Below are 24,820 nucleotides of genomic sequence, written 5' to 3'. Positions count from 1 at the left end.
AAGTGAAACGATGCTTAAAAGGGCAGTCAGGTTACCGGGATTACCACAAAAAGAAAGAACTGTTAAAGGTATTGATCGGGGCAGTTCTCATCATCATTCAGTTAATATTCAGAGAATTTGCTGACAGTACTGCTTCTAAGAATACGTTAACTGTGATGGCAATCCTTTCTGTCCTGCCAGTGGCTAATATAGCAGCACCTCTGTTTGCCTCTTTCAAGTACCGGTCTTTATCCCCAATGCTTGAAAAAAAGGCTTCTGCCTATGAAGAAAAGGGAGTCCTTTTGTATGATCTTATTATTTCATCCAAGGAACGGCTCCTGCCAATGGATGTGATACTGGTCACGCCGGGGGAAGTCTATGCTTACTGCACTGCAGACAAGACGGATTCGGGCAAAGCGGAACAATATATAAAACAGATGCTGAACCAGCATAAGCTGGATTATAATGTAAAAGTGATTTTTGATGAAAATTCCTTTTTTAAGCGTTTAAGCAGTCTGAAACCAAAAGAAAAAAGTGAAGAAAACGACAGATCTGATCAGGCAGTTACCCTGTTAAAGAGCCTGTCCATGTAAAATTCAGTAAAAGAGGGAACCATTATGCAGTCTGTGATTGTATCAACGAATGAAGCAGGGCAGCGGCTTGATAAGCTGCTGTCCAAATATTTAAATCTTGCAGGGAAAAGCTTTCTTTATAAGATGATGCGGAAAAAGAACATCACTTTAAATGGAAAAAAATGCGACGGTTCTGAAAAGCTCTCCCAGGGAGATGAGATCAAACTGTTTCTTTCCGATGAGACCATTGAAAAATTTTCCCAGGTAAAGGTTCCCAAGGTAAGTAAGATTAAATTAAATATCATATATGAAGATGGAAATATTATTCTGATTAATAAACCTGCAGGAATGCTGTCACAAAAAGCTAAGGATTCCGATGAATCACTTGTGGAATATCTGATTGATTACCTACTTACAAAAGGCGAGTTATCCACAGAACAGTTAAAAAGTTTCCGTCCTTCTGTCTGTAACCGGCTGGACCGGAATACCAGCGGTCTTGTAGTGGGAGGAAAATCCCTGGCTGGTCTCCAGATCATGTCAGAGGTGTTTAAGGACAGATCCATTCACAAGTATTACCAGTGTGTGGTGAAAGGGCACGTGGCTGGGAAACAGATGATTACCGGGTTTCTATCAAAGGATGAAAAGACCAATCAGGTTACTGTCCGTACCAGCGAATTTAAAGACAGCGTGCCAATCTCGACAGAATATGTGCCATTAGATTATTACGGAGACTATACGCTGTTAAGGGTGACGCTGATCACTGGGCGTACCCATCAGATCCGGGCTCATCTGGCGTCCATTGGGCATCCGATCGTAGGAGATTATAAATACGGAGATAAAAGGGTAAATGAAGAAGCGAAGAGGCTTTACAGAGTACAGTCACAGCTTCTTCATTCCTATCAGCTGGTATTACCCCAGCTTCCGGAGCCACTTTCTTATCTGTCAGGAAAAGAATTTACCGCACCTCTTCCACCTGTTTATTCTGCCATATGCAGGGAATGGAGGCAGGAATAAAGATGGGAACCTGGAAAACAAGAGGGTTGAGAGGTTCGACGTTAGAGGAACTGATTAACCGGAGCAATGACAGCTATCGGGAAAAAGGACTGGCTCTGATTCAGAAAATCCCCACTCCCATTACACCTATTTCCATTGATAAAGAAAGCAGACATATTACCCTGGCTTATTTTGACCAGAAAAGTACGGTGGATTATATTGGTGCAGTTCAGGGGATTCCTGTCTGCTTTGATGCAAAGGAATGTGCTTCTGAAACATTTCCGCTGCAGAATATTCACCCGCATCAGGTTACTTTTATGGAGGAATTTGAGAAACAGGGCGGAATCGCATTTATTATCGTATCCTATACTCATAAAAATGAAGTTTATTACCTTCCCTTTGACCAGATTCAATGTTATTTTCAAAGAATGGAGGCAGGGGGAAGAAAAAGCTTTACCTATGAGGAACTGGATAAGACCTGGAAAATATCCAGCTGCAGAGATATTCTGATTCATTATCTGGAACTGATACAAAAAGATTTGGATAGAAGAGATTGACAAGAATACAGTTCTCGCCTATAATAAACTACACGTTATTAAATTATCACTTTACTATATGAAAGTAGATTAAAACAGATTTACATGAAATATAATTTCTTGAACGGTTGGAGGTTGTTATGGCTAATAAACTGTTACATACACCGGATGGTGTCCGGGATATTTATGGAATAGAGTGTACGAGAAAAGCAGTCATTCAGGAAAAGATGTTGAAAGAGTTTCACCTTTGCGGTTATCAGGATATAGAAACCCCTACCTTTGAATTTTTTGATATCTTTAATGAGTCAAGAGGAAGTGTAAAAGCAAAGGAAATGTTCAAGTTTTTTGACCGGGATAACCACACTCTGGTACTTCGGCCCGATGAAACGCCAGCCATCGCCAGATGTGCAGCCAAGTATTTTCTGGATGAGGATATGCCAATCAGGCTTTGTTATGTGGAACGTACCTTTATCAACAATTCCAGCTATCAGGGAAGACTGAAGGAAGCCAGCCAGACTGGTGTTGAGTTAATTGGTGATGATTCAGCGGATGCAGATGGAGAAATTCTGGCAATGGTAATTCAGGCACTGAAATCAACAGGACTGACTGAGTTTCAGGTGGAACTGGGAGAGGTAGATTTCTTTAAAGGGCTTTTGGAAGAAGCAGGTATGGATGAGGAGATGGAAGAAACTCTTCGGGAACTGATTGAAAATAAGAATTATTTTGGTGTGGAAGAATTAGTCATGACCCAGCCTATTTCCCAGGAGTTAAAACAGGTGTTTTTAAAGCTGCCTGAGCTTTTTGGTTCTTTGGAGCAGATACAGGCTGCCAGGGAGCTGACTTCCAATGAGCGGGCGTTAAGGGCCATCAGCCGTCTGGAAGAAGTGAACCGGATTCTAGATCATTACGGACTTTCTGATTACGTTTCCTATGATCTTGGAATGCTCAGCCAGTATCAGTACTATACCGGAATTATATTTAAGGCATATACGTATGGGACCGGGGATTATATTGTAAACGGAGGCCGGTATGACAGCCTTTTAAAACAATTTGGGAAAGATTCCCCAGCTGTGGGATTTGGTATTTCTGTGGATGAACTTTTGCTGGCTTTAAGCAGACAGAAGATTGAGACAGAGGTTTCCATGACGAACACCATGATTCTTTATGAGCAGGAATCAAGAAAAAATGCCATTTCTCTTGCCGGACATTTTCGCAATTTAAAGGTTCCGGTTCAGCTGCAGTGTAAGAAGCCGGAACGTTCCATAGAAGCTTATAAAGAATATGCCATGCGGCGGGACTTAAAGAATTTATTGTATCTGGATCAGGAAGGAATATCGGTAACTGTAATCAATCTTGACTTAAAGCGTATGGATGTGGTTCCGCTTTCAGAATACTTAAAATAATGGGGGTACGTATGAGATATCTGACATTTGCCCTGGCAAAAGGGCGTCTGGCCAAGCAGTCACTTGAAATGTTCGAACGGATCGGAATCACCTGTGAAGAGATGAAAGATAAGGACTCCCGTAAGCTGATCTTTACCAATGAAGAGCTTAAAATTCGTTTTTTCCTGGCAAAAGCCAGTGATGTTCCCACCTATGTAGAATATGGTGCTGCGGACATCGGCATCGTCGGAAAGGATACGATTTTAGAAGAGGGACGAAAGCTTTATGAGGTGATGAATCTGGGAATCGGAAACTGCCGTATGTGCGTTTGCGGCCCCCAGTCAGCCAGTGAACTTCTAAAGCACCATGAGCGAATCCGTGTAGCAACCAAATATCCGGCTATTGCCAAGGATTATTTTTATAATAAAAAACATCAGACTGTGGAGATCATTAAGCTGAACGGTTCCATTGAGCTGGCTCCCATCGTTGGTCTTTCTGAGGTTATCGTTGACATTGTGGAAACAGGAACGACCTTAAAGGAGAACGGCCTTACGGTACTGGAAGAGATCTGCCCCCTCTCTGCCCGGATGGTGGTGAACCAGGTGAGCATGAAGCGGGAAAATGACAGGATCACAAAGCTGATTCGTGATTTGAGACTTTTGCTGCAGGAGGAAAACCAATGAAGATTGTAAAATTAGATGAGACATCCAAACAGAATATTCTTTCCGGATTGTTAAAGAGAGATCCCAACCAATACGATTCCTATGCCAAAACCGTTCAGGAGATTGTAGAACGGGTAAAGGAAGAGGGAGACAAAGCAGTTTTTGCCTATACCAGAGAATTTGACAAAGCAGAAGTGAACGAAACCAATATCCGGGTAACGAAAGAGGAAATCCAGGAAGCGGTAAAATCCGTAGATCCCAGGCTTTTGAAAGTCATGGAAAAATCCATGAATAATATCCGGTTGTTCCACGAAAAACAGAGACAGTACAGCTGGTTTGACAGCAAACCGGACGGAACCATTCTCGGCCAGAAGATAACTGCGCTTGAGAGCGCGGGTGTGTATGTTCCAGGTGGGAAGGCAGCTTATCCGTCGTCTGTTCTGATGAATATTATACCAGCCATGGTGGCGGGCGTGGGACGGATCGTTATGGTAACGCCTCCCGGTAAGGATGGAAAGGTAAATCCGGTTACGCTGACGGCTGCTTATCTTGCAGGGGCTACTGAAGTATATAAGGTAGGCGGAGCCCAGGCAATTGCTGCTCTGGCTTTTGGTACGGAGTCCATTCCAAGGGTTAATAAAATCGTAGGTCCCGGTAATATATTTGTGGCACTGGCTAAAAAAGCAGTTTACGGCCATGCCAGCATTGACAGCATTGCCGGACCCAGCGAGATTTTAGTGCTTGCAGATGAAAGTGCGAATCCAAGGTTCGTGGCAGCGGACCTGTTGTCCCAGGCAGAGCATGATGAGCTTGCTTCTGCAATTCTTGTAACTACCAGCATGGAGCTGGCTGAAAAGGTTTCAAAAGAGGCGAGACTGCAGGCTTCAAAACTTTCCAGATCTGAGATTATTAATAAATCACTGGACAATTACGGCTGCATTCTTGTGGCGGATAATATGAAGGATGCGGTTTCCGCAGTCAATGAGATTGCGCCGGAGCATCTTGAGATTGTAACGAAAAACCCGTTTGAGGACATGACCAGGATTCATAATGCAGGCGCCATTTTTATCGGTGAATACAGTTCTGAGCCTTTGGGAGATTATTTTGCAGGACCAAATCATGTTCTTCCGACTAATGGTACCGCGAGATTCTTCTCAGCTCTCAGTGTAGACGACTTTATCAAAAAATCAAGTATTATTTACTATTCCAAAGAGGCACTGGCAGATGTATACAAGGAGATTGACTTCTTCGCTCAGGCAGAGCAGCTGACAGCCCATGCCAATTCGGTGAAAATACGGTTTGAAGAGGATGAAAACCAGGAATAGAGGGGAAAATATGGGACGAAGTGCAGTGATATCTCGAATAACCAAAGAAACCGATATTCAGATGAAGTTTAATATTGACGGGAGCGGAATTGCTAATATTCATACCGGCATCGGTTTTTTTGATCACATGTTAAACAGCTTTGCCCGTCATGGATTTTTTGATCTGGAGCTGATGGTTAAGGGAGATCTGGAAGTGGATACCCACCATACCATTGAAGATACGGGAATTGTCCTGGGAGCAGCCATTCAGGAAGCACTGGGAGATAAAAAGTCTATAAAACGTTACGGGAGTATGATACTGCCTATGGATGAGACTTTAATTTTGTGCGCTGTGGATTTATCCGGCCGGCCTTATCTGGGGTTTGATGTTCCTTTAACTGCAGAGCGGGTAGGAGATTTTGAAACAGAAATGGTGAAGGAGTTCTTTTATGCCGTATCCTATTCTGCCGAAATGAATCTTCATATCAGAAAGCTTTCAGGGGATAACAATCATCATATTATTGAAGGAGTATTTAAGGCATTTGCCAAGGCGCTTGATGATGCCACTTTACCGGATCCACGGATTACCGGCGTTTTGTCTACAAAAGGTACATTATAAGGAGAACCCATATGCAGCTTTATCCAGCAATCGATTTAAAGAATGGACAATGTGTTCGTTTAAAGCAAGGTGAATTTAAAGAGATTACCGTATATTCTGACAAACCGGAAGAAATAGCAGCACTGTGGCAGGAACAGGGCGCTACCTATCTTCATCTGGTTGATTTAGACGGCGCGCTGGCCGGACATTCGGTTAATGAGGAAGTAATACGCAAAATTGTGAATACGGTTACAATTCCTGTAGAGATCGGCGGCGGGATTCGCAGTGAAAAGGCCATTGCTTCCATGCTTTCCTTAGGGGTTGCCCGGGTAATTATCGGAACAAAGGCGGTAAAGCAGCCGGAGTTTATACGTGATATGATTGAAACGTTTGGTGCTGACCGGATCGTGTTAGGGGTGGATGCGAAGGATGGAATGGTGGCGGTTGATGGGTGGGAAACAGTAAGCGAAATCACAGCCTCAAATCTCTGCTCTCAGATGAAGGAATACGGCATCCGCCACATTGTGTATACTGACATTTCAAGAGACGGAATGCTTTCCGGACCGAACGTGGCATACACAAAGAAGCTGACTGATGAAACAGGTCTTGATGTAATCGCATCCGGCGGTATGTCTTCCATGGAAGATTTAAGACAATTATACGAAGCAGGCGTTCAGGGTGCAATTATCGGAAAAGCCCTGTATGAAAAGCGGATTGATCTTGCGGAGGCGGTTAAGACCTTTGAACTGTAAAGACCATCAAGGGAGGAAATATGATGGAATGTAAAAAATTAATTGCAGGTTTCGGAATACGGGAAGGGAAAGCATGGAGACTTGATGATTTGTCCGTCTGTTATGAGGAACGTCCTCTTTCTCTGGCTTGCTTTTTTGGAGATAATGGAGCAGATGAACTTTTTCTTTATGACATTTCAGAAACGGAAGCAGATCATGAACGCACCATCGGACTGATGAAAGAGATTGGAAGGGTTTCAGATATTCCTATCCTTGCAGGCGGAAAGGTAAAACGTCTGGAAGATGTAAAAAAATATTTGTATGCTGGTGCCAAAGCGGCTTTTCTTGATGTGAGTCTGGAAGAAAATGTAGATATGATGAAGGAAGCATCCGACCGTTTTGGAGACGATAAGATTTATGCATATTTACCCCACATATCCTATCTGTCTCATACGGAAGAATACGCACAGCTGGGAGCCTCTGTTATGATCTTAGGAGATGGGGTCCTTTCAGAAGAGGGGCTTGATGAAGTATCTGCACGGGAAGAGGTATTTATTATTACCGGACTTAGTGACGATTCTTTTTTCCTGGCAGATGCTTTAAAAAGAGAGAACATTGCAGGAATCATTGGCATTTCTGATGGAAAAACCGGCTGTATGGAGATGAAACAGGAATTGAAAATACAGGGAATTGCAGTGGAAACATTTGAAAGTTCCATAGAATTCTCTGAATTTAAATTAAATGGAGACGGACTGATTCCTGTTATTACCCAGGATTACCGAACCGGTGAAGTTCTCATGCTGGCATATATGAATGAAGAAGCTTTTAAAGCAACAATAAAAACCGGACTGATGACTTATTACAGCAGAAGCCGTCAAAATCTCTGGCTGAAAGGCGAAACTTCCGGTCATTATCAGTATGTAAAATCACTGTCTCTTGATTGCGACAACGATACCCTTCTTGCCAAGGTAAATCAGATTGGAGCTGCCTGTCATACAGGTTCCAGAAGCTGTTTTTATCAGGAACTGGTAAAGAAAGAATACCAGGACTCCAATCCGCTTAAAGTGTTTGAGGAAGTTTTTGAAGTCATTCTTGACCGAAAGGAAAATCCAAAGGAAGGCTCTTATACCAATTACCTTTTTGACAAAGGCATTGATAAGATCTTAAAAAAACTGGGTGAAGAAGCGACGGAAATTATTATTGCTGCGAAAAATCCTAATTCTGAAGAAGTGAAGTATGAGATTTCTGATTTTCTTTATCATATGATGGTTCTGATGGCGCAAAAGGGAGTGACCTGGGAGGATATTACCAGAGAGCTGGCCAATCGTTAATAAGGGATCACTAAGGGTAAATGGTACCTTAACAGGTTAACCTGTTAAGGTACCATTTATCTGTTTATATAACTGGAAGTATATAATCAATAATAACCTTTTCCCCCCGGTTTAAAGGCTCACAATAACGTTCGTTTGTGTATACTTCACACCAGTAGAAATGTTCCTGATCAATTTGTTTACCGGTTTTCTCAATGGCTTCCGTGATTAGTAAATATGCCGAATCGATTATTTCTGCAACATTGCTTCCTTCAATCTGAATGTGGGCAGTTAAACCTGCGGGAACATGTTTCGCGGTCAGACCTTCTGGAATTTCGGTGTTTATATTTATGAAATCTCCAATAATGAATTCAAAATTATTCATATCTTTAAAATTATACATCATACCGATGCCCACATTGGGGTCAATATCTTCGCAACAGGTTGAATCGGAAATAGAACCCAGTTTTTGGATTGCATCCCCTTCAAAAAATTCTTTCCATACGTTCCCTGCTTCAAAAAATGATGTCTCTCGACCCAGACCTACCATCAGGCGTTCTTTTGTTTCCTTGTAAATAATCTTTTTCATATCTGCCATAATCCGTTTCCCTCCTATAAATCTCATTTCCAGGTAATTAATCGGAAGATAATTACTCAGTTTAGCAGTATCAGACTTGGCTTCTGATGGTGTAATTCCATGGTGCTCTTTAAATGCCCGTGAAAAGGCAGAATGGGAGTGAAAGCCATATTTAATTGCTACATCCAAAACGGTAATATCACTGTTTTTTAAATCATATCCGGCTAATGTTAATCTGCGTTTTCTTACATAATCGGCAATGCTGATACCCGAAACGAAAATAAAAATGCGCTGGAACAGAGCTGCCGGACTCATAGCTATATTGGAAATCTCGTTATAATCGATTTCAGAACCGTCGGTAATGCTTTTCTCAAGGTATTGTATTACATCATCAAAAGTTTTACTGCTATTCATGTTTCGTTCCTCCGTAATTCCTATCATAAGGGATTAAATCGTGGTTTGCTATGCAATGTATATACAGATTTTGTATAATTATTATAAATGTATATTAATGGGATTACAATGAGAAATAGTTTGGGTGATGAGAGTCACATATCTATTTTTTTAGTCTTAGAATTTTATCAATTGAAATAGTAAAAAATACAATGAATTCAAAATGATTCATATCTCTAAAATTCTACATTATATCAATACTTACAATTTAAAGATGTTTCTAGTTTACAAATATAACATAATTTTTCTTTCTTACTATTGAATTTGCAAATTCAAAAATAATAGAAGGAGAATTATTATGGAATTTAATTATTGGAGCAATGGAAAAAAAATAACCTTAAAAAAATCTGAATCATATCGGGCATCTAAAGAGAATGGTTATATGGAAAGTAAATACAAATCTTTAACCTCTAACCTAAAACCTAAAATGACTGATTTGAAAAATGGTATTATATTAGAGACAATTAGTCAAGTTTCAAAAACCACTTCATTTACAAGCAAAACACAGCGAGAAGATGATGATATTCTGGTATTAGAAGCAGAAGATAAAACACCAATGATTCTTACAAATCAGTTTATTATCCAGTTTAAACCAGATGTGACAAGAGAAGAAATTAATAATATTAATGATTCTAATAATGTTAAAATTATCGAAAATATTAATTGGGAGGAGAATTCATATCTTGTTGAGACTACAGAAGGTAAAGCAGTAAGTGCATTGGAGATGGCAAATACTTATCATGAAAACGATAAGGTAATATATGCACAGCCTAATTTTGTTCGGTTGCTAAAGCCTATGGCAGCAATAAGTAATGATACATATGTAAACAAGCAGTGGGCTCTTAACAATACTGGGCAAACTGGAGGAATTCCAGGTGAAGACATCCATATTTCAAAAGCATGGGAAATTACGAAAGGAAATAAAGATATTATTATTGCTATCATTGATGAAGGTGTGGATTACAAACATGAAGATTTAAATGTATCTGATAAATTGGTAACCGGGTATGATGCCTGTTACAAGCGTAATGATCCAACTCCTAAAAGTGCTGATGCCCATGGAACTGCTTGTGCAGGCATAGCGGCCGCAAAAAGTAATAATAATAAAGGAATTGCCGGCGTGGCTCCGGAATGTAAAATAATGGGGATAAGAATTGCATATGGAGTTATGGAAGGAGGCGAAAGATTATGGGTTACTGATGATGCAAAAATTGCAGATGGAATTGTTAAATCTGTGGACAGAGGAGCGGATGTCCTTAGTAACAGCTGGGGAGGCGGAGAAGACAGCCAAACAATTACAAATGCAATAAATTATGCCAAACGAAATGGCCGAAACGGAAAAGGCTGCGTTGTTTGTTTTGCAGCTGGCAATGATGATAGCAGCGTTTCTTATCCTGGTAGATTAGATAATGTTATAACTGTTGCAGCATGTAATGAGTACGGTGAAAGAAAAAGTAAGACAAGTAGAGACGGCGAATATTTCTGGGGTAGTAATTATGGTCCGGAAGTTGATGTAGCAGCCCCGGGTGTTCATATTTTCACAACTGATATTATGAATAAGGACGGCTATAGTTCTAATAATTACGTAGAAGATTTTAACGGTACGTCTGCTGCGACCCCCCATGTTGCAGGAGTTGCAGCACTTGTGCTTTCCGTTGCTCCAGAACTAAAAGCAAGTGAAGTCGAAGAAATAATCCGAAATACTGCAGATGACATTGGCGCCAAAGGTTTTGATAATTATACCGGTCATGGGAGAGTCAATGCATTTAAAGCTGTTTCAAAAGCATATGAAATGCGTGTAAATAATTAGGCAAAAGCTGATGACGGTCTATCATTTTGAGGACATCAGAGCTGTAGGAGTGCAGCAGATGTACTGTATGGGTATCAATGCCAATATGGAACTTAGACCGGAATAATATGCCCTGAGATCTACAGATTCAGAAACTATATCGAAAGAGTCAACCTCTCATAATAATGGAAGGTTGGCTCTTTCGACTGTGCAAAGTACAATTTTGGAAGCTAACGTGTACAATTTTGGCACTTGGGTTGAAATTAATGTCGTAAAATGGTAAATATTAGTAGATACATACCAACTAAAAGTGATTAATTAGGTGTGATTTTAGTAACGGGATTATTTATGCAAAGGGGCATCATATTGGTTGGGATAAGTATGGATAAGATATTTGTGACAGGTGCAGTAGAATTAAATCAAGTATTGAATTTTGAGATGAACGCAGAAATGAACGAACATGCCTTTCTCAAATTAGAAGGATTGATGGATAATATAACCGATGAAAGTCACAGTGATTTAATTGGGAAGAAAATGTCCCTTATCTGTGAAGAAGAAGGAGTAAAAATCCCTGTATTTACAGGAATCATACAAGAATCAAGATTTATATTTAAAGGAGAAGAATGTCGTATAAAGCTTAAATGTATATCTTCTAGCTACGAGTTAATAATTCAGATTTTGTATATATTGATGATATAGATGCTGTATTGTCTGAAATCAGTAAATTAAAAAATAAGGCCTCTGTTGCCTTAACAAGTATAAAGGGTTTTGAAACTATTGCTAGAAGACATGGAATTGAAGATAAAAGAAGTAAGTTGGAGCAGGAACTACAGAGAAATTGTATTGATTTTAATACACTAAGTACAGAAATAGAAAAGTTAAGAAGTAATATTTATGAGCGAGCGGTTGTTACTGAGGATTCTTTTTTGGTCTGTAGATGTGGCGGTATTATTAAAGTAGTACAGAATGGAAGTTGGGTAGAAGTCAGCAGAGGCAGGATTGAGGCTAATATTATAGATTTACTTAGTGAGGCGGAAGATTATATATATGAAAAATATAATTCATATTCGGAAAAAAAGTACAAATTTTCCGCTATTAAAGCATTTAATATTGTTCATGGTATTTTAATAAGTGTATCAGGTACAGAGAAGCAAAGATACACGTATATTATAAATGAAGAATGTGAAAAAGCACGAAAGCCATCGCCTCATGTAGAAATTACAATACGTCCCGCCAAAGAGGTGCTAAAACAGGCTAAATATAGAGATATAGCTACAAATGTAGTAACATCAGTTGGGGGACCATATAAATTTGTTGCAATGGGATTAACTATTGTTATATCATCCGCAGAGATAATTGAATCTGAAGAATTCTTGACTTGGGATAATTTTGATTCTTTTGAAGGAATTGTTAGTACTTTATATGATGATATTCCATTAATAAAAAATATTATGGGCGAAGTTATCCACAAATCAGTTGGTAATTTAATCGCTCAATACTCTAATATAGCAACAATATTCAATATAATTCAGGATCTTCTCTATGAATCTTATGCAAATTTTGTGGGGGAAATTAAAGTTACAGTAAGCACATATTGCGAGGAATATCAATTCAAGGGCACATATAATATCATGGGAGAGAGAGAGGGAGAAAATACATTAAGTTATAGACCTATACAAAAATCTAATTTTTTATTACAAGTTCCAGAAGATAATAAAACTACAATAAAATATAAAATTTATAAAGATGGTATGTTTCAAGCAGGAGAATACACTGATTTGATGTACTAATTTATTAAAAAAAAGAAAGAGAAAGAATTAAGATGAAAAGTTACTTGATAAATTATAGTGAGTATATTTTAAAGTGGTGTGAGGTTCGATTATGAATAAATATTTGAAATACTTTATTTTTGTTTTAATTATTAGTGTTATACTTATAGGCTGTCATAAAAAAGCAGTCATACTACCAGATGATACCTGGTATATCGTTGATAATAATACAATTTTAATGATTTGCGAGGATGTTGAACAAGAACCTTATAAAACTTTGGTTACCCAGCTGAAGGGAAATGGGGATACTTTAAAATCTACTATAGAAGAATTGAAGGGGATGAAGAGTGATGTAAAAATAGAAAATGCGTTGGGGGTTGCTTATTTACGTCTCAGAAAATTTAATGATGCTGAACGTTATTTAGAGACTGCCTTAAACTTATCTGTAACAGAAGAACAGAAAGCTTGTGTGTTCACCAATTTATCAGCGTGCTACCTTTTACAAGATAAAAGTAATGAGGCTTATAACTATTCAGAGCAAGCATATGAAACAAATATTTCAGATTCAGAGAAGCGTCTGATTTTAAATTCAAACATGTTAATGGAAAAATACATAAACAATGAAACTAACTATAAAAAAATTATCAAGGAAGGGAAAAAACTAATAAAAGAAGAGAAAAAAATATTTGGATCTAATGAACAAATAGGTATATTTAATTATAATCTTTTAGCTAAGGCAAATTATAATTCTGGAAATAATAATATAGGTGATTTTTATATGAAAAAAGCACTAGAATTAAATAACATAGCAAATCAGTATAATTATGTGAATGCAAACCTATATCAAGAGATGTCATATAATTATTTTTATTATCGGAATAATTTTGATAAAGCAATAGAATGTGCAAATAAGTCAATAGAATTTCTAGAAAACTGGCAGGCAAAAGATCATTATGATATACTAAAGGCATATTATAGAAGAGGTAAACTTTATTATTTACATCATAATTATGATAAGGCAATGGATGATTATGAAATAGCTTTAGAACAATGCTCTTCATATCCTGCATTAGCAAGTTCTCTATACTTTGAACTTGGTAATACATATGAACAATTAAAACAATCTGAGAAATCAGCCAAATGTTTTATTAGATCCTATTTCATTTGGCAAAGAGAAAAATTCGAAGCGCCGCCTGGTTGGAATAAAGACATATTAGAATACGTGTACGATAATCTTGTACAAACAGATTTAGATTATGAAAATTGGTATCAGGAACAGCTTAAACAGGCAGAGAGCAACTTAAAAGAAAAATGGAAAAATTAGAAGAGTGATGAAAACGGATTAAGATGAAAATGGAACAAATAGGTAGAAAGAAAAATTTAATAGAGCCGCTGCATTTTTTGGTCCATAATGGTTTGCTTATCGATTGATGTGGGTCGAAGGATTTTTATTGTGGTTCATTTCTTCTGTAATAACACTATTTGCTTTGGATTGTAGAATCTTTAATAATAGGTAAGCTGGCTGATTACATCTATTGGTGGAAAATAAAAAACAGAATTGAAGTTTCTCAAAGGGAGGAATTTGATAATTGATTAATGAAGTAAATTTAAAAAATAAAGTTATAAATGAGGTGCAGATTATTGTAAATGACCGTTATCTTTGGTATTCACAGAAGATAAATAAAGAAATTGATTATTATATTACTGAAAATGCTGATGAACTGAAAATAGTACTTAATAATATTTACAGTCAATACATAAAATTACAGGATTCTGGCAAGGTAGGGATTCTGAAATGGATATATATATCGTTTTTACATACAAGCTTTATAGACCATTCTCCATGTTTTAAAATAGATTTCTATGATGCAAGAGACTGTATTTCAGAAATTGAATGCACAGGACTATGGGAATTTAAATATATATTTGATTGCTATTATAGCATTGAAAATGAGATTATTGAAAGATTGAATAAACAGACCCGCGTATTGAGGCATGAAATAAATGATATGTTAATACAGTTACAGCAAAAGTTTCACTATTTAGCGGATACGTGGAACATTACTATTATAAAAAAAATTTTAAAAGAGAATGATATGTTTAGCTTAAAAGAGCCTAATGTGAAATTTATGTTGGGTGAATATTTAGATAATTCCAAATTGATTGCGTTATACGGCAATGAAACAGAATAGTAATCTGCGTGAATCATATTCAAGAGTGGATTATGAAGCTGCATAGACATTAAAAGCCCCTTATGGTATAATAAGGAAATCCAAATGGTCCTTTCTGGTAATTTTTCCGATTGATCTGGAGAATACTACCGGAGAATACAGAACCTTCAGGAGAACTGGATCCGGCTGAATTCATATACGCCGTTACCAGAAATATATTGAAAAAGAGGCGATTAACAATGTCAGAAGTGATCAATCATTTTTTAAAATATGTATCTTATGATACCCAGTCAAAGGATGAGGTTGAGTCTGTGCCAAGTACTTCCAAGCAGCGCATACTTGCGGAAGAACTGGTAAAAGAATTGCAGGCTATGAAGGCCGCAGATGTAAGAATTGACGAGCACAGCTATGTGTATGCAACCATTCCGGCTACCATGGACAAAGCAGTCCCGGTGTTGGGATTTATCGCTCACATGGATACCTCACCGGCCTACTCAGGCGCCGGTGTAAAGCCCCAGATCGTAAAGAATTACGACGGTAAGGATATCCTGATGAATGCGGATACAGGACTTACCATGAGCCCGGAAGATTTTCCGGATTTATTAAAATATATCGGACAGGATATTATCACTACAGATGGGACTACTCTGTTAGGAGCAGATGATAAGGCTGGTGTGGCTGAGATCATGACTATGGCGGAATACTTACTTGCCCATCCGGAGATTCCTCATGGAACCATCCGAATCGGATTTACACCGGATGAAGAAGTGGGCAGAGGGGCAGATTTCTTTGATGTGAAAGGGTTTGCTGCTGATGTTGCTTATACCGTGGATGGCGGTGGGTTAGGAGAGCTGGAGTACGAAAACTTCAATGCTGCTTCTGCCAGAGTTTTAATTCATGGATCCAGCATCCATCCCGGTTCTTCCAAAGGAAGAATGAGAAATGCACTTTTAATGGGAATGGAATTTCACAACATGCTTCCGTCAGCTGAAAATCCAATGTATACCGAAGGATACGAAGGATTCTTCCACTTGGATTCTATGAGCGGATCTGTGGAGGAAGCCAGACTGGATTATATTATCCGTGATCACAGTAAGAAGAAGTTTGAAGATAAGAAAGAATTTATGACCCGTGTGGCAGATTATTTAAATCACAGATATCAAAGCGGGACAGTAGAGCTGATTTTAAAAGACAGCTATTTTAACATGAAGGAAAAGATTGAGCCTCATATGTACCTGATCGACATTGCAAGAACTGCAATGGAAGATCTGGGAATTGAGCCGCTGGTTACTCCCATCAGAGGCGGTACGGATGGAGCACGTTTATCCTATGAAGGACTTCCCTGTCCAAACCTTTGCACCGGCGGATACAATTATCATGGAAAATTTGAATTTGTTCCGGTTCAGTCTATGGAAAAGGTAGTAAAGCTGCTTCTTAAAATTGTTGAAAAGTTTGCTGAAAAGTAATTGATAGAAAAAGTATTGATAGAAAAAGTTATTGTCAGTATAAGTTATTGTTAGAATAAAAATAAAAACGTCCGGAATCGGTTTCAGGATACATTTCTAAAACCAGCTCCGGACGTTTTTTGCTGTCATTATTTATTTTCTGTTTCTTTTTCATCAAGGATTCCCATTAATGTGTGCCAGGGAAGGACAGCACATTTCACTCTGCCCGGCATATGGGAGATTCCCTGGAGAGCAATTGCATCCTCCAGGAATTCCAACTGCTCCTCATCTGATATTTCTCCTTTTATCATTCCGAGGAAGGTCTGAAGCAGTTTCTGGGCCTCCTCTACCGGCTTTCCAAGAATGAGATCAATCATGAGAGACGCAGAAGCCTGGGAAATGGCACAGCCTTCTCCGGTAAAACCGGCATCTTCAATGATTCCTTCCTTCACCCGAAGCTCCAGAACGATGTCATCGCCGCAGCTGGGATTGACTCCTTCCAGGCTGGCTGTCGCATCCGATACTTTATGACGGTTTTGATTGGAACGGCTGTTTTCCACAATAATCTGATTGTATAAAGCGTTAAGCTCCATAACCCATCCACCTCCTTACCTGTCCCAGGCTATTTAAAAATACCGAAATATCTTCCTCTGTATTGTAGATGGCAATGCTTGCCCGAACGCAGGAGCCAATTCCCAGGTATTCCATTAATGGCTGTGCACAGTGATGGCCGGCACGGACTGCAATTCCTTCTGAATCCAGAATTGTTGCTGTATCATGGGGATGAACTCCATCTACATTAAATGAGATGACCCCATGCCGGTCACGGCTGTCGGTACTGCCGTATACGGTAATATAGGGCAGAGCATTAAGACCTTTCAGGGCCTGATCCATCAGGGCGTGTTCATGGGTACGAATTGTTTCCCAGCCTATGGAGTTCATATATTCTATGGCTGCCGCAAGACCCGCTTCTCCGCCTACATTTCTCGTTCCCGCCTCGAAACGGCGGGGGACTTCTGCATAGGTAGATGTCTGTTCGTGGACACTTGCAATCATATCACCTCCGCTTAAAAACGGGGGCATTTTATCAAGTAGTTCTTTTTTGCCGTATAGAACCCCGATGCCCATGGGGGCGTACATTTTATGACCGGAAAATGCTGCAAAATCCACGCCCAGTTCTTTGACATCAACCGGCATATGAGCCACACTCTGGGCACAGTCTAAAACGACTGCAGCTCCATGTAAACGGGCACGTTCCACAATGGATTTTACCGGCGCTTCCGTACCAAGTACATTTGATACGTGGGCAATGGCAATCAGCCTTGTACGTGGGTTTATTTTCCGATCCAGTTCTTCTTCTGTAATCCGCCCGTCTGGCCCGGGATATAGATAAACAAGCCTGGAACCTGTGTGCTTTGCAACTCTCTGCCAGGGAACCAGGTTACTGTGATGTTCCGCTACGGAGATAAGAATTTCATCACCTTCTTTTAAGAGCTCCATGCCGTAGCTGTAAGCAACCAGATTGAGGGCTTCTGTAGCATTCTGGGTAAAAATAATTTCCTCCGGGCTGGCGTTTACAAAGCGGGCTGCGGTCAGTCTGGCGTTCTCATGAATATCTGTAGAGCGGACACCCAGAGTGTAAACGCCCCTGTGTGGATTGGCATTATCCATGCGGTAATAATCATCCACTGCCTTTAAAACGGAAAGAGGCTTGAAGGAAGTTGCTGCATTATCTAAGTATATCAGTCTCTTTTCATTTTCCGGGACGGAAAGTATGGGAAACTGATCACGAACTGATTTCATGTTCATCAAGCCTCCTTTCAATGATAGTCAGAATCTCCTGGCGCAGATCGTCCTGAGTGATTTTGTTAAGCACCGGCATAAAACGGGCTTCTACCAGCATACGCTTTGCCTCCATCAGACTAAGTCCTCTGGAACAGAGATAGTAGAGCTGTTTCTCATCAAACCGGCCCAGAGTGGCTGCATGCTGTCCTTCCACAGCCTCTTCTCCGCAAAGGATTAAGGGAACCGTTCTGTTTCTGGCACTGGGGCTTAACAGAAGTACGGTTTCATTTTCGTGTCCCACGGAGTGTGCAGATCCTGCTTTAAAGTCAATGGTTCCTCTTAAAATCTTGCTGCTGTGGCCTGAGAGAACTCCGGCGGTATGCATTTCACTAACTGTTTCCCGGCCAATGTGGCTGGCAATGTCATTAAAGTCAAAAATCTGATCCTCATCAGTGAAGTATGCAGTGTCCTGCTGATAGCCTCCTCCCTGACCTTCCAGATGAGCCATTGATCCGCAGGCAGCTGTCTTTCCGCCAAATACGGCACGGATCAGTTCTACTTTTGCGCCTTTTCCAATGCGCGCGCCAACGGCATCAAAGCTCTGGCTGTTCTTTCCCAGCAACTGGACAGAAATAAGACGGACAAAGGAATCTGCCTGGGCATCTATCTGAGTTAAATTTTCAATAACACCGTCTTTTGCATCCCCTCGATTAATCTGAACGACAGTAAGGTTACTTCCCGGCTTTGCTTTTATGGCATAATGAGTTCTGATAACCGGATGGGTAAGATCCAGATTCTGTATGATGATAACAGGTTCACTGGCAATGCCATTCCCCAATAAGTAACAGGTTTTATCTGCGCCATTTCTGATAAATTCATCCAGCCATTCCCCCATACCACTTTTAATTTCAGCAACGTCCGCCGGGAGATGATCCATCAGAGTGATTCCATCAGGAAGAATGCCGTCATAAGGAAGGTGTCTGCCTTGTAAATATTCTCTGTCAGGAGGCAGTGCTTTTTGATCCAGCCAGTTTACTCCCGTCCGGTTCCAGGTAGGAACGGGGAGTCGATTAATTTGTGTGTTCATAGTTCTGTTCCTCCTTTCAGCCAATGCTTCCTTTCATTTCAAGATGAATTAAATTGTTCATTTCCACCGCATATTCTAACGGCAGCTCTTTTGCAATGGGTTCTGCAAAACCGCCTACGATTAAAGCTCTTGCATCATCCTCGGACAGACCGCGGCTCATCAGATAGAAAATTGCGGATTCACTGATTCTTCCGATTTTTGCCTCATGACCAATATCTGCCTGATTACAGGAGATATCCATAACCGGTATGGTATCGGAACGGGAAATACTGTCAAGCATCAGTGATTCACAGGAAACCGCTGATTTGCTTCCTTCTGCTTTTTCCGTTACAGTTACCACGCTTCGGAATGTGGAATTGCCTCCATCCCTGGATATGGATTTGGTTGAGATGTGAGAGGTGGTATCCGGCGCAGCGTGGAGAACCTTCGCACCTGTATCCAGGTTCTGGCCTTCTCCAGCAAATGTGATGCCTGTAAACTCCATACGTGCCTTTTTCCCTTTTAAAATGCTCATGGGGTATAGGTAGGAGATATGGGAGCCAAAGGATCCTGAGATCCACTCAACAGTTCCGCCTTCCTCCACTGAGGCGCGTTTTGTGTTTAAATTGTACATATTCTTGGACCAGTTTTCGATGGTGGAGTAGCGGAGTCTTGCATTTTTACCAACATACAGTTCCACACAGCCTGCATGCAGATTGGCAACGTAGTATCTGGGAGCGGAACAGCCTTCTATGAAATGAAGATAGGCTCCTTCCTCTACAATAATCAGGGTATGCTCAAACTGACCCGCACCCGGCGCGTTAAGCCTGAAATAGGACTGGAGCGGGATTTCAACCGTAACTCCTGCAGGGACATAAACAAAAGAACCTCCGGACCAGACCGCTCCGTGAAGAGCCGCAAACTTGTGGTCAGACGGAGGTACCAGTTTCATAAAATGCTTTCGTATCATTTCACTGTAAGGGCCGGTAAGAGCGCTCTCAATATCGGTATAGACCACGCCTTGGGAAGCAACCTCTGCACGGACATTGTGGTAAACCACTTCAGAGTCGTACTGTGCCCCCACACCTGCCAGAGATTTCCGCTCCGCTTTAGGAATTCCAAGACGTTCAAATGTCTCCTTGATATCGTCTGGTACATCGGACCACTTGGCTTTCATGGTTGATTTGGGACGGACATAAGTGACAATCTGATCCATATTCAGTTCGTCAAGAGATGGCCCCCAGGTGGGAAGCGGTATTTCATTATATAATTTCAATGATTTAAGGCGGAACAGACGCATCCATTCCGGTTCATTTTTTTCCTTTGAAATCTGATTCACAATCTCCGGAGTAATACCGGAGTCCATAAGGAAAGCCGGATCCAGCCTGTCTTTTACATCATAAATGGTCCGGTCAGCCTGGTCGACTCTTGTTTTTTCCTGCTTAAAGTCCTTCATGGAGTCCACCCCCCTTTCCCAGTACGCCAAATCCATCCTGTGTAATTTTTGAAATCAGTTCCTGACCGCCGGTATAGGCTATTTTGCCTCCTTCCAGTACATGTACCACATCCACGTCAAGACCTTCTAAAATTCTGGCATTATGTGTAATGATGAAAAGTCCGTTTTTCCGGTTTTTAAAGGCCCGGATCCCTTTTGTAACGGTACGGACCGCATCCACATCAAGACCGGAATCCGTTTCGTCTAAAAGAGCCAGCTTTGGCTGAAGCATAAGAAGCTGGAGAATTTCCGTTTTCTTTTTTTCACCGCCGGAAAAGCCAACATTTAAGTACCGTTCCGCATAACTGGGATCCATATCCAACGCTTTCATCTGTTCTTTCAGTTCCTTTTTAAATTGCAGGATTTTTGGGGGACGTTTTTCAAGGGAGCCTTTCGCTGTGCGGAGAAAATCTTCCAAAGTGACACCCGGAATCTCTTCCGGTACCTGGAATGAAAGAAAGACACCGGCTTTTGCTCTTTCGTCTGCTTTCATTTCTGTGATATCCTTCCCATCTAAAAGAATCTGACCGCTTTCAATCTGAAACCGGGGATCCCCCATAATGGCAGATACAAGAGTGGATTTTCCTGTTCCGTTTGGTCCCATAAGGACATGAAGTTCTCCTGTGCCTATGGTAAGATTAATGCCGTTTAGTATTATTTTATCTTCCACAGAAACAATTAAATCTTTAATTTCAAGTAATGAATGACTCATATATTAATCAACCTCCTTTATTCCCCGAATGGGAATTTAATGGTTAGTATTTACTAACATATCTTTGTGTTTTCATACTATACCAAAACAGTATGAATTGCAAGCATGATTTAAATTTTTTTATTATAATAGTGAGGATTTTAACGTTTCAGAACAGTTTGCAGAAATAAAATGAAGCAGAGGAGGTGGGATTCATACATTTTACTTGACATTTATCTCATGGGGGAGTATTATAACCCCAATTGAACAACAATCTTCAGGGCAGGGTGAGATTCCCTACCGGTGGTATAGCCCACGAGCCGCAAGGCATGATTCGGTGTAACTCCGAAGCCGACAGTAAAGTCTGGATGAAAGAAGATGATGCAGCTTTTTCATATTTATGATATATCTGCTGATTAACACGCTCTGGAATGATCCTTTCATTTCAGAGCTTTTTGTGTTGATGGTCATAAACAATGGATGGATTGCCGGAAAAATGCCCTGAACCCTGTGTTCAAGGCATTTTTTTTGAATGAAAGGTGGTGTGATATGGACGACATGGAATGTATGGGTATGGCCCTGGAGCTTGCAAAAAAGGGGTGCGGCTTTGTAAATCCCAATCCAATGGTTGGAGCTGTCCTTGTAAAAGAAGGCAGGGTGATTGGCACAGGATACCATGCCAAGTTTGGGGCTCCTCACGCAGAAATAAATGCCCTTGCCAGCTGTGAAGAATCTCCGGAAGGAGCCACTCTTTATGTGACACTGGAACCCTGCTGCCACTATGGAAAGACCCCTCCCTGTACAGAAGCTATTCTAAATGCAGGAATCCGCAGAGTTGTGGTGGGAAGTTTGGATCCTAACCCTTTGGTCAAAGGAAAGGGGATCAAACAACTGCTGGAAAAAGGAATTGAAGTCACAGAGGGAATCCGAAAATCGGAGTGTGACAGGCTCAATGAAGTATTTTTCCATTTTATCCAGTCGGGAAAGCCATATGTTGTCATGAAATATGCCATGACCATGGACGGAAAAACCGCGGCATATACAGGTGACTCCAAATGGATAACTGGGAAAGCTGCAAGGGAAAACGTACAAAAAGACAGGCTTCGTTACAGTGCCATAATGGTGGGAATTGGAACCGTTCTGGCAGATGATCCCCTTCTTACCTGCCGGACAGAGGGAGGACGCAATCCCCTTCGCATTATCTGCGATACAAATCTGCGGCTTCCGCTTACATCAAACATTGTGAAGACTGCAAATGAGGTTCCGACTTTAATCGCAACATCCTGCAGCGATCTGCAGGCACAGCAGGCCTATGGAGACGCTGGATGCCGGATTCTCCCGGTAAAACAGTCCCATGGACATTTGGATTTATCAGAGCTCATGACAAAGCTTGGTGAAGAAAAAATTGACAGCATATTGTTGGAAGGCGGCGGTACGCTTAACTGGTCAGCATTGCAGGCAGGAATCGTAAACAAAGTGCAGACTTACATTGCTCCAAAGCTTTTTGGAGGATCAAACGGGAAATCACCAGTTGCAGGACTTGGTGTACCCAGTCCAAAAGATTGCTTTCTTCTCACAAACACTGCAGTATCCTATTGGGGCGAAGATATTTTAATTGAAAGCGAGGTAATGCCTAATGTTCACAGGAATTATTGAAGAAACAGGCGTACTGAAGGAATTAAAAAAGGGTGCTCAGTCCGCTACGCTGACCATACAGGGCAGGGTGATTTTCGATGATCTGGCAATTGGGGACAGTGTCGCAGTAAACGGCGTATGCTTAACGGCAGCCGGTCTTTCTTCCCATACCTTCCAGGCAGATGTGATGCATGAGACCTTAAACCGTTCCTGTCTTGGTAAGCTGAATCCTGGCGATTCTGTTAATCTGGAACGGGCAATGGCGGCTGACGGACGATTTGGCGGACACATTGTTTCTGGTCATATCGATGGAACAGGTAAGATAATGTCCGTTCGTAAGGATGACAATGCCATCTGGTACACCATTGCCGCTGACAGCAGGATCCTCCGTTATATCGTAGAGAAAGGCTCCATTGCAGTGGATGGCATCAGTCTGACAGTGGCAACCGTAAATAATACGGAGTTTTGTATCTCTGCTATCCCCCATACCGTAAAATCCACCACCCTGTCATATAAAAAAGCTGGTGATCTGGTTAATCTGGAAAATGACCTTGTGGGGAAATACATGGAAAAATTTTTATTATCGGCAACGGATAAACCGCAGCCAAGCGGTATCACAAGAGAATTCTTAACAAAATCTGGCTATTAGGAGGAGTAAAATGTTTAAGTATAATACCATAGAAGAGGCGCTTGAATGGCTTCAGCAGGGAAAAATCATCCTTGTAACAGACGATGAGGGACGGGAAAATGAAGGCGATTTCATCTGCGCCGCCCAGTTTGCCACCACCGAAAATATTAACTTTATGGCTACACATGGGAAAGGGCTGATCTGCATGCCCATGAATGAAGAGTTGTGCCGCCGTCTGGATTTGCCCCAGATGATTTCTGAAAACACTGACAATCATTCCACTGCCTTTACTGTATCTATGGATCATGGGGATACCACTACGGGGATCTCCGCAGCAGAGCGATCACTGACTGCAATAAAATGTGTGGAGGATACAGCAAAAGCAGAAGATTTCCGTCGTCCCGGGCATATGTTTCCACTGCTTGCAAAACGAAACGGAGTGTTGGAGCGGGGAGGACACACAGAAGCCACCGTGGATCTCATGCATCTGGCAGGGCTGAAGGAATGTGGGCTTTGCTGTGAGATTATGGGAGAGGATGGTACCATGATGCGGACTCCTGAACTGATAAAGCTGGCTGAAACGTGGAAGATTCCCTTTATTACCATTGCTGCATTGCAGGAATACCGCAAAAAACACGACAGGCTGGTGGAGCAGACATCAATCAGCGACATGCCTACAAAATATGGAGATTTTAAAGCTTACTGCTTTATCAATAAATTAAACGGAGAGCATCATGTCGCTCTTGTAAAAGGCGAAATCGGTGATGGAGAAAACATTTTGTGCCGTGTTCATTCTGAGTGCCTGACTGGAGATGCGTTCGGCTCCATGCGCTGTGACTGCGGACAGCAGCTTGCTGCCGCCATGACCCAGATTGAACAGGAAGGCAGAGGCATACTCCTTTATATGCGTCAGGAAGGCAGAGGCATCGGACTGGTTAACAAACTGCGTGCTTACGCCCTGCAGGACAAAGGCATGGATACTCTGGAAGCCAACCTTGCTTTAGGCTTTGAAGGCGATCCCAGAGAATATTACATCGGGGCTCAGATTCTGAGGGAATTGGGAGTTAAAACCCTGCGCCTGCTTACCAATAATCCGGATAAGGTGTATGGACTGTCTGGCTTTGGTATGGAAATTACAGAGCGGGTTCCGATACAGATTCCGGCAAATGATCATGATCTGTTTTATTTAAAAACCAAGCAGAACAAAATGGGACACATTTTACACTATTAATCATAAAGGAGAATTTAA

The 24,820-nt window shown here is 41.0% G+C and carries 24 protein-coding genes and 1 riboswitch; of the genes, 18 read left to right on the top strand and 6 right to left on the bottom strand.

From position 1 onward, the window contains the following. Positions 1-2 precede the first annotated feature (2 nt). From ABS301_RS21840 to hisIE, 9 genes are all read left to right on the top strand, one after another. Positions 3-572, top strand: coding sequence for an O-linked GlcNAc transferase-like protein (locus ABS301_RS21840; protein ID WP_349674219.1), 570 nt, complete (start codon positions 3-5; stop codon positions 570-572). A 24-nt stretch (positions 573-596) separates the two neighbouring features. Beyond that, a complete protein-coding gene (locus tag ABS301_RS21835) occupies positions 597-1,565 on the top strand; it encodes an RluA family pseudouridine synthase (RefSeq protein ID WP_349674218.1) in 969 nt (322 codons plus the stop codon). A gap of 2 nt (positions 1,566-1,567) precedes the next feature. Further along, positions 1,568-2,101 (top strand): Holliday junction resolvase RecU, encoded by a 534-nt coding sequence (locus ABS301_RS21830; RefSeq protein WP_104436195.1) that lies wholly within the window; start codon positions 1,568-1,570, stop codon positions 2,099-2,101. 119 nt (positions 2,102-2,220) lie between these two features. Next, the gene (hisZ, locus tag ABS301_RS21825) at positions 2,221-3,483 is read left to right on the top strand and encodes an ATP phosphoribosyltransferase regulatory subunit (protein WP_349674217.1); all 1,263 of its coding nucleotides are present in this window, start codon (positions 2,221-2,223) and stop codon (positions 3,481-3,483) included. An 11-nt stretch (positions 3,484-3,494) separates the two neighbouring features. Then, positions 3,495-4,145, top strand: a complete 651-nt coding sequence (hisG, locus tag ABS301_RS21820) for an ATP phosphoribosyltransferase (RefSeq protein WP_314461044.1) — start codon at positions 3,495-3,497, stop codon at positions 4,143-4,145. Further along, positions 4,142-5,449, top strand: coding sequence for a histidinol dehydrogenase (hisD, locus tag ABS301_RS21815; RefSeq protein ID WP_349674216.1), 1,308 nt, complete (start codon positions 4,142-4,144; stop codon positions 5,447-5,449). The genes hisG and hisD overlap by 4 nt, the downstream gene beginning before the upstream one ends. A gap of 10 nt (positions 5,450-5,459) precedes the next feature. Continuing rightward, positions 5,460-6,047 (top strand): imidazoleglycerol-phosphate dehydratase HisB, encoded by a 588-nt coding sequence (hisB, locus tag ABS301_RS21810; protein WP_349674215.1) that lies wholly within the window; start codon positions 5,460-5,462, stop codon positions 6,045-6,047. Between the two features lie 11 nt (positions 6,048-6,058). Then, complete coding sequence (gene hisA, locus ABS301_RS21805) at positions 6,059-6,778, top strand: 1-(5-phosphoribosyl)-5-[(5-phosphoribosylamino)methylideneamino]imidazole-4-carboxamide isomerase (protein WP_349674214.1); 720 nt, start codon at positions 6,059-6,061, stop codon at positions 6,776-6,778. A gap of 20 nt (positions 6,779-6,798) precedes the next feature. Further along, positions 6,799-8,088 carry a bifunctional phosphoribosyl-AMP cyclohydrolase/phosphoribosyl-ATP diphosphatase HisIE gene (gene hisIE / locus ABS301_RS21800; RefSeq protein ID WP_349674213.1) on the top strand — a complete coding sequence of 430 codons (1,290 nt, stop codon included), beginning with the start codon at positions 6,799-6,801 and terminating at the stop codon, positions 8,086-8,088. 64 nt (positions 8,089-8,152) lie between these two features. Here hisIE and ABS301_RS21795 read toward each other — a convergent pair whose 3' ends face one another. Further along, a complete protein-coding gene (locus ABS301_RS21795; protein ID WP_349674212.1) occupies positions 8,153-9,058 on the bottom strand; it encodes an AraC family transcriptional regulator in 906 nt (301 codons plus the stop codon). A gap of 337 nt (positions 9,059-9,395) precedes the next feature. On the opposite strand from ABS301_RS21795, the gene ABS301_RS21790 reads away from it, so the two are divergent. The 6 genes from ABS301_RS21790 to pepT all read left to right on the top strand — a co-directional run bounded on the left by ABS301_RS21790 (position 9,396) and on the right by pepT (position 16,292). Next, positions 9,396-10,907: a S8 family peptidase gene (locus ABS301_RS21790; protein ID WP_349674211.1), complete on the top strand. Its 1,512-nt coding sequence runs from the start codon at positions 9,396-9,398 to the stop codon at positions 10,905-10,907. Positions 10,908-11,267: 360 nt separating this feature from the next. Beyond that, on the top strand, positions 11,268-11,585 hold the full coding sequence (locus ABS301_RS21785) for a hypothetical protein (RefSeq protein WP_349674210.1): 318 nt from the start codon (positions 11,268-11,270) through the stop codon (positions 11,583-11,585). Positions 11,586-11,593: 8 nt separating this feature from the next. Continuing rightward, positions 11,594-12,676 (top strand): hypothetical protein, encoded by a 1,083-nt coding sequence (locus tag ABS301_RS21780; protein ID WP_349674209.1) that lies wholly within the window; start codon positions 11,594-11,596, stop codon positions 12,674-12,676. Between the two features lie 91 nt (positions 12,677-12,767). Beyond that, on the top strand, positions 12,768-13,979 hold the full coding sequence (locus ABS301_RS21775) for a tetratricopeptide repeat protein (RefSeq protein ID WP_349674208.1): 1,212 nt from the start codon (positions 12,768-12,770) through the stop codon (positions 13,977-13,979). Between the two features lie 265 nt (positions 13,980-14,244). Then, positions 14,245-14,847 (top strand): hypothetical protein, encoded by a 603-nt coding sequence (locus ABS301_RS21770; RefSeq protein ID WP_349674207.1) that lies wholly within the window; start codon positions 14,245-14,247, stop codon positions 14,845-14,847. 218 nt (positions 14,848-15,065) lie between these two features. Beyond that, a complete protein-coding gene (gene pepT / locus ABS301_RS21765) occupies positions 15,066-16,292 on the top strand; it encodes a peptidase T (RefSeq protein ID WP_349674206.1) in 1,227 nt (408 codons plus the stop codon). 128 nt (positions 16,293-16,420) lie between these two features. Here the strand turns inward: pepT and sufU are convergent, their stop codons facing one another. Genes sufU through sufC form a run of 5 tightly spaced genes read right to left on the bottom strand, consistent with a single transcriptional unit; the run spans position 16,421 to position 21,329 of the window. After that, positions 16,421-16,864 (bottom strand): Fe-S cluster assembly sulfur transfer protein SufU, encoded by a 444-nt coding sequence (gene sufU / locus ABS301_RS21760; RefSeq protein WP_349674205.1) that lies wholly within the window; start codon positions 16,862-16,864, stop codon positions 16,421-16,423. Further along, the gene (locus ABS301_RS21755) at positions 16,854-18,080 is read right to left on the bottom strand and encodes a cysteine desulfurase (RefSeq protein WP_502877994.1); all 1,227 of its coding nucleotides are present in this window, start codon (positions 18,078-18,080) and stop codon (positions 16,854-16,856) included. The genes sufU and ABS301_RS21755 overlap by 11 nt, the downstream gene beginning before the upstream one ends. Beyond that, positions 18,058-19,143, bottom strand: a complete 1,086-nt coding sequence (locus ABS301_RS21750) for a SufB/SufD family protein (RefSeq protein WP_349674203.1) — start codon at positions 19,141-19,143, stop codon at positions 18,058-18,060. Before ABS301_RS21750 ends, ABS301_RS21755 begins: the two co-directional genes overlap by 23 nt. Before the next feature lie 16 nt (positions 19,144-19,159). After that, positions 19,160-20,578: a Fe-S cluster assembly protein SufB gene (gene sufB, locus ABS301_RS21745; RefSeq protein ID WP_349674202.1), complete on the bottom strand. Its 1,419-nt coding sequence runs from the start codon at positions 20,576-20,578 to the stop codon at positions 19,160-19,162. After that, positions 20,565-21,329, bottom strand: coding sequence for a Fe-S cluster assembly ATPase SufC (sufC, locus tag ABS301_RS21740; RefSeq protein ID WP_349674201.1), 765 nt, complete (start codon positions 21,327-21,329; stop codon positions 20,565-20,567). The genes sufB and sufC overlap by 14 nt, the downstream gene beginning before the upstream one ends. A gap of 248 nt (positions 21,330-21,577) precedes the next feature. After that, positions 21,578-21,692: riboswitch (FMN riboswitch) on the top strand. A gap of 165 nt (positions 21,693-21,857) precedes the next feature. On the opposite strand from sufC, the gene ribD reads away from it, so the two are divergent. Genes ribD through ABS301_RS21725 form a run of 3 tightly spaced genes read left to right on the top strand, consistent with a single transcriptional unit; the run spans position 21,858 to position 24,802 of the window. Beyond that, complete coding sequence (gene ribD / locus ABS301_RS21735) at positions 21,858-22,964, top strand: bifunctional diaminohydroxyphosphoribosylaminopyrimidine deaminase/5-amino-6-(5-phosphoribosylamino)uracil reductase RibD (RefSeq protein WP_349674200.1); 1,107 nt, start codon at positions 21,858-21,860, stop codon at positions 22,962-22,964. Next, positions 22,945-23,592, top strand: a complete 648-nt coding sequence (gene ribE / locus ABS301_RS21730; protein WP_349674199.1) for a riboflavin synthase — start codon at positions 22,945-22,947, stop codon at positions 23,590-23,592. Before ribD ends, ribE begins: the two co-directional genes overlap by 20 nt. Before the next feature lie 10 nt (positions 23,593-23,602). Continuing rightward, positions 23,603-24,802: a bifunctional 3,4-dihydroxy-2-butanone-4-phosphate synthase/GTP cyclohydrolase II gene (locus ABS301_RS21725; RefSeq protein WP_349674198.1), complete on the top strand. Its 1,200-nt coding sequence runs from the start codon at positions 23,603-23,605 to the stop codon at positions 24,800-24,802. Positions 24,803-24,820 lie beyond the last annotated feature (18 nt).

Source organism: Lacrimispora sp., from assembly GCF_031982545.1.
GTDB lineage: Bacteria > Bacillota > Clostridia > Lachnospirales > Lachnospiraceae > Lacrimispora.
The sequence above is the reverse complement of the archived record's forward strand: the minus strand, read 5'-3'. Positions and strand labels throughout refer to the sequence as shown.